Raw genomic sequence first — 18,446 nt, forward strand, 5'->3', positions numbered from 1 at the left:
AGTGAAGAAGTTAAAAAAAAAGCTTTTCATGAGAAATTATAAATGATAGATTATTAATAATGAACTATCGAGAATAAATTATGTGCTTTGGTTTACCTAACATAAACAGAGAAGGTTATTTATTTATAGTTGTTTCCTTTATCGTAACATGTATAGCATACTCTATATCTTGGGGAGCTGGAATTGCTTGCTTATTTCCAACGTTGTTATGTACCTATTTTTTTCGTGATCCAGCGAGAGCTGTACCAAGCAATAAGGATTTTATATTAAGCCCCGCTGATGGTGTGATTTCAAAGATTGAAGAAGTTAGTTACCCTTTGTCGGCAGAAAATGAAGAAGAGAAGAGGTTTACACTCGTCAGCATATTTCTAAGTGTTTTGAATGTTCATGTGAATCGTATACCAATATCTGGTACAATAAAGGAAATGAGTTATAAAAAAGGCAAGTTTGTTTCCGCAATAAGCAATAGGTCTAGTAATGAGAATGAAAAGCAGGTTATCGCAATTGAACATGAGAAGGGAAAAGAAATCATTGTAGAGCAAATAGCTGGATTTATTGCACGCCGTATTGTTTGTAATTTGAGGACATCTCAAAGTGTAAAAGCAGGTGAAAGATTTGGAATTATAAGATTTGGTAGCAGAGTAAATATTTATATTCCCATTGGTATAGAAGTAAGAGTTTCAGAAGGGCAAACCGTTATTGGCGGTGAAACGGTTATAGCAGATTTTAATAAACAAGAAAAGCTTACTTTTGATGTCATATGAATAATGATGAAAGTAACAGTAAATTTTTACCTATTACCAAGTTGTTCCCAAATTTTATAACTTTATTAGGTTTGTGTGCTGGCCTTACTTCACTTAAATTCACATTTAATGAACAGTGGGAACTTTCAGCAGTTTTTATTATCATTGCAGCAATAATAGATGGAATGGACGGAAGGATAGCCAGAATTTTAAAATCAACTAGCGATTTTGGAGCACAACTCGATTCTTTTGCAGATTTTCTAAATTTTGGTTCAGCACCTGCTTTTCTTTTATATTTTTGGAAGTTAAATGAAATTAAAGTTGTAGGATGGATCTTAGTAATGATATATGTAATCTGCATATCAATAAGACTTGCAAGATTCAATGTTTCGCTACACTCAGAGCAATTATACTGGAAAAAAATTTTCTTTTCTGGTGTTCCAGCTCCTGTATGTGCTTTACTCGCTCTGTTACCAATAATTATTACCTTTCAATCTCATGAAAGTGAATATCTACTTCTTATAGAACAATTTTTTAACGTAAAGAATACAGCTTGTTACTTTTTGACCATATCATTTTTTTCGATAAGTCATATTCCAACTTTCTCTGCAAAATACATTTATGTCCCTAAAAGTTTATCCTATATATTTGTGTCATTTTTTGGAATATTGATCATATTTTTTATAAGTAAGCCCTGGATAACATTACCAATTTTAGGTGCAGTTTATATCTTGACTATTCCAATAAGTACCGGACTTTATATACATTACGCATATAAAACTAGCCAACTATATAAAAATAGTGAGCAGTATGATTATAAAAGTAACTGATCTATTAAACTCTTTTTTATATACAAGGATATTCAACATACCATTTATAATTATTTGGGTAATTGCAACTGGGGTTTTTTGTACGATTCGATTCAAATTCATTAACTTTAGGTTGTTCAAATATGGGATACAAACACTGTTTAATCTAGAGAACCATAATAATAACGGCATAATCACCCACATTCAGGCATTTGCAACGGTAATTTCAGGAACAGTTGGTCTTGGAACAATATCAGGAGTTGCAATAGCAATTGTAATAGGGGGGCCAAGTGCAGTTTTTTGGATGATAATTACCGGGGTACTTGGCATGTCAATAAAATTTGCTGAAGTAGTGCTTGCATTTACTCATCGCTCTGAAAACACAACTGGTGGGGCTTTTTATTATATGGAACATGGACTTGCAAAGATTGGATTTATGAAGACTGGCAAATTCCTTGCATTTATCTACGCAGTTATGCTGCTTGTTGCAATGATTCTAGGCGGCATACCATTTCAGGCAAATCAAATTACAGCGTTGTCAAGTAACTTATTTGAATACAACACATCTGTTATTATCTCGCTATTTGTATTAATTGTAACACTGGGAGGAATAAAGCGAATTGCTTTAGTTGCAACAGGTTTAGGGCCGATCATGATAATGTTATATATAGGCATGTGTATATATTTAATCTGTATAAACGGAAATAATCTACTGAATGCTCTATCTATAATATTTCAAGATATCTTTAACAAATCAGCTATAGAAGGTGGAGTATTGAGTGGATTAATAGCAGGGGTAAGAAGGTCAGTGTTTGCTAATGAAGCAGGTACTGGAACAGCAGCTATAGCACATTCGATTGTAAAAGAGAAAGACCCAGTTAAAGTTGGAAGTGTTGCAATGCTTGCACCATTTGTAGACACAATATTAGTCTCATTTTTGACTGGTATTGTGATAATTATTACCGATATGCATATCACTAATACCGTAGGTGATATTACGTTAGTTAGCTCAGCATTTTCAACAGCCTTACCTTTATTTAGCAAGCTAGCTCTTCCGCTGATAATGTTTTCCTTTGCATTTTCCACAATAATAGCTTACTATTACTACTGTCAAGTTACCCTAGTGTACTTGTTTGGTAACAAAAAAGTACTGATATTGTTTCAGTTTTTTATAGTGGGTTCAGTGTATATCAGCTGTATATCAAAAAATATAGAATATATATCTTATTTAGGTGATAGCCTGTTTATGTGCCTTATGATTCCAAATGCTGTTGCGATATACCTACTGAGAAAGGAGATCTTACATACAATAGATTCTTATTACAAAAGGTATTAAACATGATTTATAGAATGATTTATATAGTGTTATTTTGTCTACCATTTAATGATGTATACGCTACTTCAGTTTTTCATAAAAGTTATGACACTGCATTAAATGGAGTAAGCAACTTCATGAATGAAGTGTTGTTTTTCAAGATCTTTCACGTACCATTTATAATTCTTTTATTGGCCTTTGGTTATATATTTCTAACACTACGTTTTAGATTTCTCAACATAAGAATGTTTAAGCACGCGTTCGCTATTTTATGTGGAAAATATGACACAGATCATCATGATGGTCACATTACGCATTTTCAGGCATTTGTAACCGCGCTGTCAAGTACAGTAGGTCTTGGAACTGTTGCTGGTGTTGCAATCGCAATTTCAGTGGGAGGTCCAGGAGCGGTACCTTGGATGATGATTACAGGTTTTTTTGGTATGTCTGCAAAGTTTGCTGAAGTAACTTTAGCATTCAGACACAGAACAGAGAGCCAGGAGCAGTTATTTAGTGGTCCCTTTCAATATATAAGAAATGGACTAGAGGAATTTGGATTTAAGAAACTTGGTATTGTCCTAGCTGCAATATATGCAGTGTTTTTTGTATTATCAGGTCTTGGTGGAAGTGTGGCATTTCAGACTAACCAAATGGTTTCAATATTGTCTGGCTATTCAAATTGGATAGATGGTCATCCTTGGTTTCTCTCTTCCATAATTTCTGCATTACTTGCTCTAGTGATTATCGGTGGAATCGAGAGAATAGCTAGAGTTTCTTCTGCGCTGGTGCCTATTATGTCATTCATATATATTTTGAGTTGTTTCACGATTATTGCATTCAATATTCACAATTTTAGCAATACATTAAAAATGTTGTTTTCAAGTATGATAGACTTCAATGCTGTTGGTGGAGGAGTGGTAGGAGCATTTGTTGCTGGAATTCAAAGAGCAATTTTTGCCAGTGAAGCGGGTGTTGGTTCTGCTGCAATCACTCACGCGGTAGCTAAAGATGAGGAGCCAGTTAGAGCTGGGCTGGTTGCGATGATAGAACCATGCTTTGATACAATGTTAATTTGTTGTTTGACAGGAATAACAATAGTAATAACAGGTGCATATCAGACCAGCATTGGCGAGGGAATATTGATCACCCAAAAAGCATTTGAAACGGTTTCTTCTTGGTTTCCTATACTTTTAACCATCGCTTCGCCTTTGTTTGCGTTTTCCTCAGTAATTTCATTTGTATATTGTTGTGAAATGGGATGGCTGTATTTGTTTGGTATAAAAAGTGTAGTGATGTATCGTATAGCGGTGGTGGTAGTAGCATTTTTGTCAGGTTTGTCTAAAGATATAATTGCTATTGCTAATATTGGTGGGGCTTTATTCTCTTGTTTAGCACTCATCAATATGACAACACTTATACTATTTAGCAATCAGATTAACAATGAAGTCCAATGTTATCTAAAAAGGCTAAGGAATAATAAAATTAGTTAAGTTCTGGCATATGAAGGCACAACAACAGATGTTATTCCAGTGTCACTTTCTTTTCATAGCAAAATTCCCTTTTGTTATCCCAGTGCGTGACGATGGGAACTATTTTGCATATAGTTCCACCCTAGTGTTATATTTTAATGTAAAATTTTATATTTATCTACTAGATTCGTTTGTGAATAAAGTTCGCTGGATCCCAGTGTCACGCACTGGGATGACAAGAGAGAGGATGCTAGAATAATGGAGAAGTATATAGTACTTATATTATCCTACATACTAGGTTCAATAACGTTTACCTTAATTATTGCAAAAATAAATGGTATAAATTTAAGAGAAGTAGGTTCAGGAAATATTGGTGCTACAAATGTTGCAAGAACAGGGAATAAGAGACTTGCTGTCCTCGCATTGTTTTTAGACTCTTTAAAAGGATTTGTTGCAGTTTATACGGCACAACAATTTTGTGATAATAACGATTTTTATATATATTTATCTGCAATTTTAGCAGTTCTAGGGCATATGTTTCCTATTTGGCTAAGTTTCAATGGAGGAAAAGGGGTTGCAACAACTTTGGGAGCTTTGATAGCACTTAACATTTCTATAGCATTAGCATTTGTACTTGTATGGATAATAGTATTTTTTGTCTTTCGGTACTCCTCTCTTGCTTCCTTGGCTGCTACTGCAGCAGCTGTTATAGCACCTCTCTTTTTTCAAAAGGAGTTATTCCCTATACTACTCACTGTAGGGATATTAATTTTCTTGAAGCATTACAAAAATATTGCAAATCTTCTGCAAGGCAGAGAGCATAAGTTTTTATAAGCGATGAGATGTTAAATCACTGACACTTAATACGAGATCGAGATAAAGTGCCTGATGGTATTATTTTACCTTCTTCACTTAAGATTATAATTTTTTCTCTTATTATACTCTCTAATTCTCTAGGTATTAAAAATCTATCTTCAATGAATCTTTGCTTCACTTCTTGTATTTGTTTACAAAGTGTGGTTACATCGCCCTTATTTTTATTATAAATATCTCCAATCTCTATCTCTAGCCTGCGTGAAACTTCTTTTTTTAACATGTCATTCATCACTGCTTCTGTTATTGCTAGCTTTTCTTGTAGAATTTTCTTTATTTCTTCTTTATCGTCTCTGCTATTTTGACTCAGTTCTGTGCATACCCTATAACACCTTTTCTCTAGTGGTAACATTCTGAAAACATCTAATATTCTGTGCACTTGACCTTTGACCGTCTTCTCAGCTTTTAGCCTAAATTCCTTAATTTCTTCCTCTATTACCCTATCAGCTATCCTCTTAGCTTCATCCAAAGATGAATCCTGGAGAGAAAAATCTGTTTTAAGTAAATCACACTTTAAAGTCTTCAAGAAGACTTTTTCTTTGATATTTTCAATTTGATTATCTAAATTATGATCTTGTAATTTATTACTTATGTATTGATTCAATTTAGAATGCTCTAACTTATTTAACTCTACAGAGTTAATATTTCTCATTAACACCACTACAAGTTGTTCACCATATTGAGAAGTAGAACTCAGTAAATTTCTCATTAAGGGAATACTTACTTCTGCAATAAAATCATCAACTACTTTTTGACTTTTATCATCTTCATAATTATTTTGGGTGTCATGCCAAGCACTAAGAATTTCTTTACTGTTTTTCTTATTTTTTAGCCTGTCTAACATAAACTCACGTGCTTGATTTCTTGCTTCCGTAAGGAGCATGTATTTAGGTGATGTAAACTTAATCTCTGGATCGGAATGAATACCCTCTAATGCACTTAACATTCTGCAGATAATACCAGTAGAACATGTGTTAGGAATTAGTTCTTTTCTAGAGAAAGTTTGGCTATCTAGTAAATTTGCAATCAACGCTTCTTTTTTATTTTTTACAGCTTCTCCATCTCCATCATTGCAGGCTCTAAGAACTAACAGAAGAATTTGTCCACCAGTTAAGCCAGAGCCATGTTTCTCATCACGTTCGCAAAACTCTTGCAAAAACATTACTAATTTTCCCTTATTCTCATTACCAAATGGTTGGCCATCAAGCGTATGTAAGTGATTTATATATTCAATAAATTCTTTAAATCTCTCATTATTAACAGCGTCTTTTGGTACTGGATCATATTTGTGTACTAACTTACCAATATTATTAATAGCATATCCATCAATTGTATGGGGCAGTAAATGCTCATGAGTAACATCAAACTGATTTATCATACCGCGAGTATTTTCTTTCACGCCTTCTAAAAAGAAACGCATAGCAGCTTTGAGTAACGTAAATGGACTAAGATCCTTTGGCCTTAATTCACTTTGTAATAGAATTAAAACCATTGTAAGTGGTATTGTTGCAGATAATGAAACAAGTAGAAAAGTAATTGTAAAAGTTACATATGTTAAAAAAGTAGAAAATAAAAGGAAAGACGCTATCTTAATTTTATTTTTCTCAAAAAATATTTCCCAATATTCCTTTTTACTTATTTTTCCCGCTTTGCAGCTTTTATGTCTTTATAAATGTAAAAAGTTTTTATTTCAGATCTAAAAACAAGTGTGGTACAAAATAAAAGGATATTGGCAGGATTAGCTAAAATGCTTAAAGAAACAAAAGATGCGAAGTAACTTGATTTCCTTGATTTGGAAGAATCCTTTGCAGGAAATTGTATTTGGGAAGTACCTATCATAGTCTACTCTCTATAGCATTATGATATTGTAATAATAACAAATAGCCTATAGATATCAATGCTTAAGTATTTTACTGTCTACGCACTCATTGTATTCAATTTCAACTGTAGAGTGCGCAATTTCGAACCTATTTAATAGTATTTTTTTTATCTCATACAAAATATTAGTGTGTTGTCCATTTTGCTTTATCTTGGCATGCATAGTAAGTATAAAATAATTATCAGATAGTGACCATGCATGTATATGATGCACATCTATCACTTCAGGTACCTTAGATACAATCTCACTTTTTATCTCCTCAGCAGATACACTATCAGGTGTACCTTCAAGGAGTATATGGCAAGAATTCTTGAGAATTTTATAGCCACTGTTTAAGATTATTACACTGACAAATACTGACAAAATAGGGTCCACTATTTGCCATCCGGTAAACATGATAATTATGGATGCAAGTATAGCAGCTACAGAACCTAAAATATCTCCGATAACATGCAATACAGCACTTTTTATGTTTATATTACTTTCACATTTACTATGTAACATAAAAAAGACTATAATGTTAGAGATCAGGCCAAGTGTGGCAATTATTAGCATTACTTTCCATTCAACATTGACCGGATAAATGAATCTCTTTATTGATTCAATTATAATGAAACCTGCAATAAAAAATAGAGTTAAACCATTAACAAATGCTGCAATTATCTGCAATCTGTGATACCCATATGACCTCTGTAAATCAGATTTCTTAGCTGAAAATTTGTGCGCTACCCAGCTTAAAATCAATGCAAAAAGATCAGTGAGCATATGCCCTGCATCTGATAACAGAGCAAGCGAGTGTGAAATTACTCCACCTACTATCTCCATAAGCATTGTTATTGCAATTATTATTATGGAATAAATTAAGCGCTTGGACTCTGCTATTGAGTATTTGCCATTGTGCACTACTATCATATATAATCTTTTTATGAGCAAAAAAAAACATGGGTAACACCGGGCTCGAACCAGCGACCCCTTGCACGTCAAGCAAGTGCTCTACCAACTGAGCTAATTACCCATCGTAGCTTCAGTATAGTGCTTCAGTGGAATGGAAGTCAATTTGCTTTTAGACTTCTTGCTGAATGAAACTCCTTGACAAACCTTCCCACTTTCCTTATGATGCCGGTAAGATTATTTATCCTTCTTTTTGATCCGCACAGTTTTAACAACAAAAATTCAGTAAAAAACTAAGATATTTATTGGCAAATTACATGAAAATTACAGCGGCTGCATGTCTTTTTTATTTTTTCTACATTCAGCCAAATCGCCCTTGAAATAAGCGTTAGCACATTATTACAACGCCAATTTACATTGTTATAGGGTCAAAACTCGCTACATAGGTTTTTTTGCCTTTTTTAAAATTGATAAATTTCTTAATGTTTATAATTCCGTTACTTGTTAGCAGCCACCTAAGGTTAGTTATAGAATTTTAGCCACATTCTAAATGTTACATATTAAGTTAACTATCTATACTTTTTTATTAAGATATAAATTATATCAATATGAGAATTTACGTTTTTTTTAGATGAGTCACTTTATGCTTGATATTGTAAAGGCTAATAAATCATAGGTCAGAATTATGAAAATCAATCAACGAATAAATACAAATATAACTAAAGAAGAATACTTTAACAATAAGCGTATCATAGAAGTTAAAGATTTAAATATTAAAGTAGAAGTTTATTCTCATAATTTAAGAGAAAGTAAAGTTGCTCACATTGAAAGTGAGATAAGAGAAACAGCTACTAATTTTAAAGATGCATTTAAGCTGGAGCCTGGTAGCTCAGAACAAACGTTCAAAATTTATGTGTTTGATGATAAGACTGATTACACTCACCTTGGTGGAAGCGAACGTTTTGGTTCTTACCTTGGAGATGAAGGTGGTAAATGTTACTACAAAGGAGAAGATGATATTTTTGCTGAGATGTATGTCTATCAGCAAGGTCGCGTTCATAACCTTCAGCATGAGTTTGCGCATGGTTTAACTTACTTGGCTACAGGAGGAAAATCTCTACCTCCATTATTAATGGAGGGAATTGCAGATTACTTTGAACATCATTCAGATCACAAGTTCAATGCTCAAGGGTCAAGCATTGATAAAACTGAAGCCGCAAATTTGGATCTAGGTGAAATTTTAAATTTACAATACTCAGCCAATGGTGAAGAAAACAGTTTAGTGTATAAAACTGGTCATGCGTTGATAATGTACTTACAGGAAAAAGATCCTAGTTTATTAAGAGACTACCTAGATGCTTTACGTCAAGGTAACTCAGATGAATCAAAAAGTTTCTTGAAAGACATAAAAGGACATGATGCTGACTTCAAAAGTTGGCTTGCTGAGAATGATACAGAAACTGCAATGAAACATCTCAACGCTTTGCAAGTTACAAAAGGAGATTTTATAGCAACTGGTCAAGAAATATTGGGTGGAGAAATTAAAGATGTATCGTATTATAAAGCAAATATAGAAAAAATAGATGGAGAAAACGTTGGAAGTTTTTCTCCTGTAGAACATATTGCATTTTATGATGTTGCTCGTGCTATTAATAGGGCAACAAATGATAACCTCGATATATCAAAGGAATATCATTTTCTAAAGGTAGTAAAAACTGCTGATGGACAGGATAAACTAACTTACTCTGACCAACAAGGTAATGAATATAAAAACAGTCAAGAGTATAAAAATCAGGCTTTTAGAATATTATCAAAATATGATACAAAAATTAAGAGTGAGGCAGATAAATTCGATAATTTGAATAAAGAACGTGGTGAAATGTATCAAAAATATCATAAAAGAGAGATTACTCTTGAAGAGTTACGTAATGAGGAAAATACAAAATACAGGCCAGCATTCTTAAAGTTTGATCAACTAAAAAACAAAACAGTTGATGAGATTGAAAATAATCCTCAGGCGGCAAAAATATTAGGAGAGCTGGTCAATATCGATCCAAACTTGATAAGAGATACAAATCATATTGATCTACAAGAAGGCAAGATTTTTTCTATGCAAGCTCTTGGTCACGGAGATATGGGTGCACTATCTATATATGATGGGAATACAAAGCTTGGAGAGTTGTCGAGCGAATCGGGCTTTTTTAAGCAAGTTGAAGGTCAAACTAAAGAAACTTTTGTTTTTGAGGATATATTGCATAACTTGAATATTCAATATGATGGAGGTGCTTATATGGCAATTACAAAAGAAAACAGTCATTATAAAGCTTCTCTGATAGATGGCAGAACAGTTGAACGTGATGAATACTTTGATGAAGCACATTTACATGAAAATGAATTGTTGCACCCTAGCACTGAACACATTCAAAAAGATTTAGATTCTCTGCTTCTTAGAGAGACAAAAATTCTAAATCATCAAGATTCAAAGCATGCTCAATATTCTGATGAGCAAAGAGAAAGCGGCGTAATCGTAGAAAAAGGAACATTATTGGATGATAAAGGGACTGATAGAACAGACGACGATATATACGAAGCGGTTGTAAAGCAAGGAGGCGAAAATCTACATGCATTCAAAAATATGGGCTTCTATATCACTGAAGAGATAAAAAATGAAAGAGGTGAAGTTATAAATGAAAGTAACTTGTTCATTCATGATCATGGAAAAAACGTAAGGTTTCAATTACCAGGCAATGTTACTCACCTAAAATTGGTGGAAAAAGATGGACAATATAAATTAGCACCATCTGATTCTGAAGGAAGAGAATACAGTAGCATACCAGACGAATACAAATATATTGACCCAGTATTTGCACATGAATATGAAAAGAGAGATTATTCTCATAAACATATAAATGTGGGCCTTATAAACTTAGAAAAATATGCCGCTGGTAAACTTTTTACCATTAAACATGATCCAAATGATTATCAGATACAAAGAAACTCAAGTGGTGAAATAGTGAGAATCAACAATCAAAGATATTTCACTAAAGTAAAACTATTTGATGGTGATACTGATGAAGAAATCGGAATGTTATCTAATAATTTCCATAACTTCAAAGGAAAAATATTCTTTTCTGCTGATTATAACTACAGTTATAACGATTTCCTCGCATCTGTTTCTCCTCAAGTTGAAATTGAGAATATGGGAAATGGAAGCAAAAAAATAACTTTCGATAAAGGCAGTGGCGATATCGGCGATACTAACAGAGGCTACACGGACTATCAGAGAATATTCACAAAAGAGAAACAAACCGAAAGTCCAAAAGGGCAAATAAGTGAAACTGAGACAGAGGTTAACATGAGCTATAGTACTACTAATGTTGTTGCTGAAGAGAGAACTGTATCAAACGACAATAGTGGAATACAGTCTGATCAACCACAAATTCCAACAAGGGCAAAAAGGTCATCTTCAGTGGAGGAGGAAGAGCAGGTAGTGTTGAAAGACACAATCTTGAAAATAGAAAAGAGCTACGATAGAGATGTAGAAGGAAAGCATAAGGCAAATGTAATCATAGATTATAATGATGTGAAGGCCTTGTATAATAGAGCAGAGGGAGCAGATAAGCAATCTGTGTTGGATTTTTGGAACAAACTGCACACATCAGATTATAAGGTTGGCGCTTTGCCGGAAGACAAGTATTACTTTAAAGATGGCAAATTTCTAATTCACGATAGTGATACGAAAAAGCTTATAGTGTTACCTGAAGATAAGGTATCCATCAAAATAATGAAAGATGGTGATAGCTATAGTTTGGCTATATCAAATGGTAATGGCAAAGTAATAAGCAGCATTAGTAAAATAGATAATCCAAATTACGAATTGCTATCAGATTCAAGTCACTTCGGCTTAGAAACACAAGATGACTTTGAGTTATTAGATCAACATCATGAATATAATCTCTATCTAGAGAATGGTTTTGTGAAAATGTTCGACTGCGCAAGCGATCACGTTTATCACGATCATAACTCAAACTATATCTAATATACAAGGAGGGACCTGCCTTCTTCTTGTCATTCAAGTAGCTAACACTGGTTCACCTTATGATGGTGTCATACCGGTGCTCAGACAATGGGATCCAGTTAAATTTGTAAGCATAAAAGTAATCAACGTTTCTTATGATGGAAAAATGGATTCCAGTGTCACGCACTGTAATGACACCAAAGGGGCTACTAGGATGACATCGTCTGCTACAGACTTAGATCACAAGAGAAGAATTCTGAAGCGAAAAGCCTAAAGGGAATTTTAGGCGAAATCTAGTATTTACGGAATTTATATTATTTTCATGCAAGTTGTGGTTTTTATAATTAACAGAGGGTGGTATGACTACTACAATAAAAGATGCAGCAGACGATGATGGTTTTATAAAAGCCCTAATAAAATTAAAAGGATTCAATGACAAGGTATACATTAAAGCTGCTCCAGCTGATGAAGTTTACACCAAAACAGCTGCTGATACTACATTCGTTAAAGCTACAGAGCTTAAAACAAAAGTTGCAGAACAAGCTGTTGTGGATATTCTAGTTCCTGCTCTTGCAACAGTTGGTACTGATGATACTAAAAAGGTTTACACTAAAGGCACAGTAGATACTAGTTTTGCTAAAATTGATGCTTCCAACCTTACAGAAGCAAATCAAAAAGCTTTTGCAGAAGCTATTCTTCCTGCTAAAGATGGCCAAAAATCAATCTTAATAAATGAACTTGGTGAAGCTTTGGATAGGGTTGCAGATGATAAATCTGCCGATAAAGTGTATGGTGCTAAAGGTAGTGAAAAGATATCAAAAGATTTCTTAGCTGATAAAGGATTAAAACCAATGCCTGAAGATGTAGCCGCCGAGCTAGCAAAAAACCCAGAATTTCAAGCAGATGTAAAGACATTAATTTCGCAGCCATCCTTTGAGATTCCAATAGATCCAAGTGAACCACTTTCTTGGGATTGGTAACGTAAGTGCCAGTAGATGATATCTCGCTATGTCATGCACCGTTGTCATTCCAGCATGTGATACACAGCTGTACGAACATTATTATGTAGGAAGATGTCATGCCAGTGCATGACATCTTCCAGCTGTGCATGTGAAGCTAAAATGGCATTCTTTTTTCTAGATTCCAAAGGTCTTGATAGCAGGCAAGAAGTATATTTTTCATTGCAACTAATTTGCAGTGATTTTTGTTTTAATATAGATGGAATATAGTCCTATTGCTGCTGCATTTGAAACATTTAGGCTATCAATTACGTTTGAAATTGGGATTTTTAAAAGATAATCACAACTTTCTTTCACTAATCTCCGCATTCCTTTCTCTTCAGAACCAAAAACAATTACTCTTTTTTGCCCAAAATTCTTTATTTCATCTATATTTTCCTTTGCATTGCAATCAAACCCATAACACCAGTAGCCTATCTTTTTTAAAGATTCCATCGTCTTTACTATGTTTGTAACGTATATTAGGGGAACAATGTCTAATGCACCACTTGCTGTTTTTGCGATAGATGCATTTTCGCTTGGTGAATGGTGATAAGGTAAAACCAATGCATCAATGTTGAAACAAGCTGAGGTTCTTAAAATCGACCCTATATTGTGTGTATCAGTAATTTGATCTAAAATGACTATAGTAGACTTTTCACCTGATCTTTCAGCTATTTCTTCAATATTTAAGCTGTGAAAAATAGAAGTAACTTTTAAAGCAATTCCTTGGTGATTTACACCTTTGGGTAAAACATCATTAAACATTTTGTTCTCTACCAGTCGAGCTTTAATTCCCTTACTATCTGCACATTGTTTAATTTCTTTCTCAAATTCTCTGTAGAAATTTTGTGTCACTAACAGTTCTACACACCGCCTATTTTTGTTTCTTAATGCTGAAATACAAGTGTGCTTTCCATATATCCAACAGTTTTCATTAGCCTTTGATGATTTCATCTCATTATTAAAAATCAGATTTTTATAGAGTAAGCAATATTTTACTGTGTTTATATATTATTGTAAAATTATGGAGTTCAATTAATGAATTTATGTCAGACGATGAGTTAGATTGGCAAAAAAATGTTAAGCCAATAGAATGTGGAAAATTTACTTTGAAAGTTAATCACAAAGTAAATATAAAATCTATGATTGATAAAGGTGCCTATAGTTTACAAGAAAATTTTCTTAATACTGATAATGGTGATTCATCATTTTGTCTTGACTACAATACAAAATTAAAGATCGATAGGGGCAAATATTTTATAAGCGATAAACTCGATTTACATGGCTATAGTATAGATAATGCTTATTGTAAATTGATAGATTTTATTATCAAAAATTATCAAGCAGGGAATAGGTGCTTATTGGTAATCACTGGGCATGGTAATAGTACAGATAAAATAGACACTATAAAGAATAGCTTAAATAAGTGGTTGAATGACACAAAAGTTCAGAATATGATCTTATACTATCAGCAAGCCATAAAAAAACATGGTGGCAAAGGAGCTTTTTATGTCTTATTAAGAAGAAACAAAGGTTAATTTTAGAGTACCTTTCTTAGAATTAACGTATTGAAGAATGATTTCTGCTAAACCTTTACTAATTCCAGGTACGTTTTGAATTTCAGCTATAGAAGCTTTGCTTATGTTTTCTACCGAACCAAAATGAGACATGAGTGCCTTCTTTCTTTTACTGCCAACACCAGATATTTTGCTTAATTGTGCAGCAAAAAACTGTTTATCGCGTTTTTTTCTGTGCGAAGTTATTGCAAAACGGTGAGCTTCATTACGCAGAAATTGTAAATAAAGCATGACCTTGCTGTCACTTGCTAGAGTAAATTCTTCTCTGTCCGGCACATAAAATCTTTCATTTCCTGCATTACGATCATGACCTTTCGCCATACAAGCAAAAGGAACTTTTATATCGAATATTTCCAATACATTCTGCACTATGGAAACATGTCCTGGACCGCCATCAATCAGTAAAAAATCAGGGATTATGTCTTTTATACTGCCAGAGAAACGTCTAGTCAGCACTTCTCTCATCATTTTATAGTCATCACCTAAAATTTCTTCTTTTATAGTAAATTTTTTGTATTCACTTTTTAAAAAACCTTCCTGCCCTGCAACAATCATCACACCAACTTGTTGATTTCCAGATATATGGCTATTATCATAAACCTCGATACGCTTTGGAATATTTGGTAACGAGAAGATCTTCCTAAGCTCTTCGAGCTTTTCCAGGTTATTTCTATAATCAGTAAGCTTCTGCTCTAGGCTATGCTTAGAATTATTGTAAATAAAATTCAACAAATCACGCTCTTTACTATTTTTCGCATATAAAACTTTTATTGATTTTTGAGTAAGAGCATAAAGTGCTTGTTCTATAATTTCCTTATCCTTAATAAAATCGTGAACGTAAATTTGCACCGGTGGTGTATTAACTGGATTATACAAATTGACCAAAAAGGTGGATAAAATTTCATCATTTGGATGATCACTACAATTCTCAATGAAGTAAGGAATGCTTCCATAGTTACCTTTATCTCTGAAAGATAGTACACCAATGCATGCTAAGTCTGCCTCACGTACAATGCTGAAGAAATCTGCATCTTCTTCAAAAGAAAAATCCATTGGCTGCATTTGAATTTGCTGAAGAAATTTCAATCGATCTCTATAGACAGCAGCAAGCTCGTAGTTCATCTCCCTACTGCACTTTTCCATTGTAGAAAATAGCTGTCTTTGCACTTCTTTATTCCTTCCTAGCAGAGTATCTTGTGCTTGTTTTACTGATTTGCAGTAATCATCTTTTGTAATTTTATCTACGCATGGTGCTGAACAGCGCTTAACTTGATACTCAAGACATGGTCTTTTTGTTGAAGAGAAATATTGAGCTGAACATACTCTTAAGAGAAAAGCTTTTTGTAATGATAATATAGTGTTCTTAACAGCAGCGGCAGATGGAAAAGGGCCGTAGTAATGAAACTCATTCTTCTTAAACTTACCTCTATATTTCGCTATTCTTGGATAATCATGCTTAGAAATTGTTATATAAGGATAAGATTTTCCATCCCTAAGCAAAATATTATAAGATGGTTTTAACGATTTTATTAACTGTGCTTCAAGAAGCAATGCTTCGATTTCATTCTCAGTGATGAATATTTCAACCTTAATAACCTGAGAGATCATTACTCCGATTCGTTCAGAAAGGTTTTCGAATTGAAGGTAGTCGGATAATCTCGACTTCAAGTTTTTTGCTTTACCAATGTATAAAACCTTATTCTTATCTCCAACCATCTTATAAACGCCACAGGATTGTGGAGATGATTTGATTTGTTCCTTATATTGCCTGAGCATTTATCAATTGTTTAACCTGTATAAGGTTAAACTCTGCTACTAAATGAAAGGTAGAAACAATATTTGCAAGCAAAGATAACCTGTTTATTCTAAGCTCATTAGAATCACAGTTAATCTTTACACTGTCCATAAATCGATTGATAAATGGAGCAAAACGAGCAAGTTCATCAAGCGCTGTATTAAAGTCGTTATTTTCTATCGCTTGTTTGATGCTTTTACAAGCAGCTATAGCACAATTTGATAGCTCAATCTCCTCATCTTCAATCAAAAACTTCTTACTGTAAGATGCATTATAAGTAGTGCCATCACTTTTTCTCACTTTGCTCATCATGTTACTGGCTCTTTTATAAGTGCTTAGAACCTGTTCACCTTCTTTTGTACTAAGATAACGATCGAATATCACAGTTTGCTTTTCCGCTTTCAGCAGATCATTAATATCTACTTTGTATAGTATTGAATCTACAACATCTTGCCTTATATTTCTATTTTTTAAAATAATCCTGAACCTTTCTAAGCAGTATTTAAATACTAGTTTTGAAATTTGTTTTTCACTTGGCTTATCAACTGGAGTTATATTTGTATTCAATAGAAGCCTTGAACATAAAGATACTGACTTATCTATCAGCAATCTAATTGGAATATGCAAATTATTTTCAAGTATTGTTCTAATTATACCAATTGTCATTCTCCGCAAACCAAACTGATCATACGAACCAGAGAGTTTCTCACCTGCTGCAATTAAGCCAACCAAACTATCCATTTTGTCTGCAATAGCTACAGCAATCGTAGTAGGAGATTTAGGGCATTCTTGGTCGGATCCAACTGGCTTATAGTGCTCAGTTATAGCTTCCACTACTTCTTTATCCTCTTGAAAATAAGAAGCGTAGTATCCACTCATTACTCCTTGCAATCCCGGAAATTCTTTCACTATCAACGTTGCAAGATCTGCCTTTGCTAAATATGCAGCACGTTCGACTTTAATTAATGAAGCATGTGGAACAAATATCGCTATATACTTTGAAAGAGCGATAATACGCTTCACTTTTTCTTCTACGCTACCAAGCGAAGCATGAAATGAAATAGAGCTCAATTTTTTGACATAGTAATCTAGGTTTTCCTTCTTGTCTTGAGATATCAAAAACTGGGCATCAGCAAGACGTGCTTCTAATATTCTTTCATGGCCTTTGACAACTTCATTGTTGTTAACATTTACAACAGTAACAAAATGTGATATTTTCTGTCCGTCACTTAAAGCAAGATACTTTTGCTGCATATTAATTATGCTAAGTATTATTTCCTTCGGTAATTCTGATGATTTTACTTTACCAAGTAATACTATTGGCCACTCTATAAGCCCCGCCAATTCATTGAGTAAATAATCATTTTTTTCAAGTTTTAAGTTCTCCTCTTTTGTAAACTTATTAATCTGATCTAGTATAAATTGCTTTCTTTTGTCCAACTGGAGAATGACATTATTTTTTTCTAACAATTCAAAATAGTCTTTGGGTGTGTTAACAGTAAGTACTGCATCACCTGAAAGAAACCTATGACCATACGTCAAGTTACATGCTGTAACCCCTGCAAAAGATATAGGTATTATTTCGTCATTTAAAATACATAGAATATTTTTAATTGGCCTAACCCATCTCTCTTTTCTTTCACTCCATCTCATACTCTTTGGCCAAGAAAAGTTTTTTAGCATTTCCTCCATTTGATTTTTAAGAAACCCGTTGATGTTAAATAGGCAGCTTTCTCTCTTAATAAAGTAAAAATCTTCATCATTTACTTTGCGAATGAGTAAATCTTCTTCACCTTTCCGATTTTTTCTCAAAAAACCTTCGATAGCACTTTTTGGTGCATTAATTCTTGGTCCTTTAATATCATTGTTAGAATCTTTTAGCTCCAAAGCACTTATACCATCAATAAAAAGAGCAATGCGACGTGCAGTCACATAAACTTCTATAGATGCAAATTTCAAATTATTTTTACTAAAAGTATTAGTGATATAGCTCTTAACCTGAGCTGCAGATGAATTCTGCATTCTTGATGGAATTTCTTCTGAAATACATTCAAGCAATAATTGTGACAACATATT

Annotated in this window: 12 protein-coding genes, 1 tRNA gene and 1 pseudogene; 8 read left to right on the forward strand and 6 right to left on the reverse strand. The window is 33.5% G+C overall.

What is annotated here, in order from left to right:
• The first annotated feature begins 80 nt into the window (after nucleotides 1–80).
• The 5 genes from wTpre_RS02555 to plsY all read left to right on the forward strand — a co-directional run bounded on the left by wTpre_RS02555 (nucleotide 81) and on the right by plsY (nucleotide 5,170).
• Complete coding sequence (locus wTpre_RS02555) at nucleotides 81–764, forward strand: phosphatidylserine decarboxylase (RefSeq protein WP_068651739.1); 684 nt, start codon at nucleotides 81–83, stop codon at nucleotides 762–764.
• On the forward strand, nucleotides 761–1,573 hold the full coding sequence (locus wTpre_RS02560) for a CDP-alcohol phosphatidyltransferase family protein (RefSeq protein WP_068651741.1): 813 nt from the start codon (nucleotides 761–763) through the stop codon (nucleotides 1,571–1,573). The genes wTpre_RS02555 and wTpre_RS02560 overlap by 4 nt, the downstream gene beginning before the upstream one ends.
• Entirely contained in the window at nucleotides 1,554–2,888 is a 1,335-nt protein-coding gene (locus wTpre_RS02565) for an alanine/glycine:cation symporter family protein (protein ID WP_068651743.1), read from the forward strand. The genes wTpre_RS02560 and wTpre_RS02565 overlap by 20 nt, the downstream gene beginning before the upstream one ends.
• A gap of 2 nt (nucleotides 2,889–2,890) precedes the next feature.
• Entirely contained in the window at nucleotides 2,891–4,357 is a 1,467-nt protein-coding gene (locus wTpre_RS02570; RefSeq protein ID WP_068651745.1) for an alanine/glycine:cation symporter family protein, read from the forward strand.
• 237 nt (nucleotides 4,358–4,594) lie between these two features.
• Complete coding sequence (gene plsY / locus wTpre_RS02580) at nucleotides 4,595–5,170, forward strand: glycerol-3-phosphate 1-O-acyltransferase PlsY (protein WP_068651749.1); 576 nt, start codon at nucleotides 4,595–4,597, stop codon at nucleotides 5,168–5,170.
• Here plsY and wTpre_RS02585 read toward each other — a convergent pair.
• The 3 genes and pseudogenes from wTpre_RS02585 to wTpre_RS02600 form a co-directional block, all read right to left on the reverse strand.
• Nucleotides 5,165–7,048, reverse strand: a pseudogene (locus tag wTpre_RS02585) (hypothetical protein). The gene plsY and the pseudogene wTpre_RS02585 sit on opposite strands and share 6 nt — an antisense overlap.
• Nucleotides 7,049–7,103: 55 nt before the next feature.
• Nucleotides 7,104–8,000 (reverse strand): cation diffusion facilitator family transporter, encoded by an 897-nt coding sequence (locus wTpre_RS02595; RefSeq protein WP_068651756.1) that lies wholly within the window; start codon nucleotides 7,998–8,000, stop codon nucleotides 7,104–7,106.
• Nucleotides 8,001–8,030: 30 nt separating this feature from the next.
• Nucleotides 8,031–8,103 (reverse strand) — tRNA-Val (locus wTpre_RS02600).
• 561 nt (nucleotides 8,104–8,664) lie between these two features.
• On the opposite strand from wTpre_RS02600, the gene wTpre_RS02605 reads away from it, so the two are divergent.
• Both wTpre_RS02605 and wTpre_RS02610 read left to right on the forward strand, forming a co-directional pair.
• The gene (locus tag wTpre_RS02605; protein ID WP_068651758.1) at nucleotides 8,665–12,018 is read left to right on the forward strand and encodes a peptidase M2; all 3,354 of its coding nucleotides are present in this window, start codon (nucleotides 8,665–8,667) and stop codon (nucleotides 12,016–12,018) included.
• A 338-nt stretch (nucleotides 12,019–12,356) separates the two neighbouring features.
• A complete protein-coding gene (locus wTpre_RS02610) occupies nucleotides 12,357–12,977 on the forward strand; it encodes a hypothetical protein (protein WP_068651759.1) in 621 nt (206 codons plus the stop codon).
• Nucleotides 12,978–13,184: 207 nt separating this feature from the next.
• On the opposite strand, the gene rlmB is transcribed toward wTpre_RS02610, so the two are convergent.
• Nucleotides 13,185–13,952, reverse strand: coding sequence for a 23S rRNA (guanosine(2251)-2'-O)-methyltransferase RlmB (gene rlmB, locus wTpre_RS02615; RefSeq protein WP_068651761.1), 768 nt, complete (start codon nucleotides 13,950–13,952; stop codon nucleotides 13,185–13,187).
• Between the two features lie 92 nt (nucleotides 13,953–14,044).
• Here rlmB and wTpre_RS02620 point away from each other — a divergent pair, with 92 nt between their 5' ends.
• The gene (locus tag wTpre_RS02620; RefSeq protein WP_068651764.1) at nucleotides 14,045–14,536 is read left to right on the forward strand and encodes a Smr/MutS family protein; all 492 of its coding nucleotides are present in this window, start codon (nucleotides 14,045–14,047) and stop codon (nucleotides 14,534–14,536) included.
• Here wTpre_RS02620 and uvrC read toward each other — a convergent pair.
• Nucleotides 14,516–16,351 carry an excinuclease ABC subunit UvrC gene (gene uvrC / locus wTpre_RS02625; protein ID WP_068651766.1) on the reverse strand — a complete coding sequence of 612 codons (1,836 nt, stop codon included), beginning with the start codon at nucleotides 16,349–16,351 and terminating at the stop codon, nucleotides 14,516–14,518. The two genes, wTpre_RS02620 and uvrC, sit on opposite strands and share 21 nt — an antisense overlap.
• Nucleotides 16,335–18,443 (reverse strand): glycine--tRNA ligase subunit beta, encoded by a 2,109-nt coding sequence (glyS, locus tag wTpre_RS02630; RefSeq protein ID WP_068651768.1) that lies wholly within the window; start codon nucleotides 18,441–18,443, stop codon nucleotides 16,335–16,337. The genes uvrC and glyS overlap by 17 nt, the downstream gene beginning before the upstream one ends.
• Nucleotides 18,444–18,446 lie beyond the last annotated feature (3 nt).

Source organism: Wolbachia endosymbiont of Trichogramma pretiosum (genome assembly GCF_001439985.1).
Taxonomy (GTDB): domain Bacteria; phylum Pseudomonadota; class Alphaproteobacteria; order Rickettsiales; family Anaplasmataceae; genus Wolbachia.

What these genes read in the sequence shown, in the direction of transcription:
- wTpre_RS02620 (WP_068651764.1), top strand. Translation starts at nt 14,045, where the DNA reads ATGTCAGACGATGAGTTAGATTGGCAAAAAAATGTTAAGCCAATAGAA.
- wTpre_RS02570 (WP_068651745.1), top strand. Translation starts at nt 2,891, where the DNA reads ATGATTTATAGAATGATTTATATAGTGTTATTTTGTCTACCATTTAAT.
- glyS (WP_068651768.1), bottom strand. Translation starts at nt 18,443, where the DNA reads ATGTTGTCACAATTATTGCTTGAATGTATTTCAGAAGAAATTCCATCA.
- uvrC (WP_068651766.1), bottom strand. Translation starts at nt 16,351, where the DNA reads ATGCTCAGGCAATATAAGGAACAAATCAAATCATCTCCACAATCCTGT.
- wTpre_RS02610 (WP_068651759.1), top strand. Translation starts at nt 12,357, where the DNA reads ATGACTACTACAATAAAAGATGCAGCAGACGATGATGGTTTTATAAAA.
- wTpre_RS02595 (WP_068651756.1), bottom strand. Translation starts at nt 8,000, where the DNA reads ATGATAGTAGTGCACAATGGCAAATACTCAATAGCAGAGTCCAAGCGC.
- rlmB (WP_068651761.1), bottom strand. Translation starts at nt 13,952, where the DNA reads ATGAAATCATCAAAGGCTAATGAAAACTGTTGGATATATGGAAAGCAC.
- wTpre_RS02555 (WP_068651739.1), top strand. Translation starts at nt 81, where the DNA reads ATGTGCTTTGGTTTACCTAACATAAACAGAGAAGGTTATTTATTTATA.
- wTpre_RS02565 (WP_068651743.1), top strand. Translation starts at nt 1,554, where the DNA reads ATGATTATAAAAGTAACTGATCTATTAAACTCTTTTTTATATACAAGG.
- wTpre_RS02605 (WP_068651758.1), top strand. Translation starts at nt 8,665, where the DNA reads ATGAAAATCAATCAACGAATAAATACAAATATAACTAAAGAAGAATAC.
- wTpre_RS02560 (WP_068651741.1), top strand. Translation starts at nt 761, where the DNA reads ATGAATAATGATGAAAGTAACAGTAAATTTTTACCTATTACCAAGTTG.
- plsY (WP_068651749.1), top strand. Translation starts at nt 4,595, where the DNA reads ATGGAGAAGTATATAGTACTTATATTATCCTACATACTAGGTTCAATA.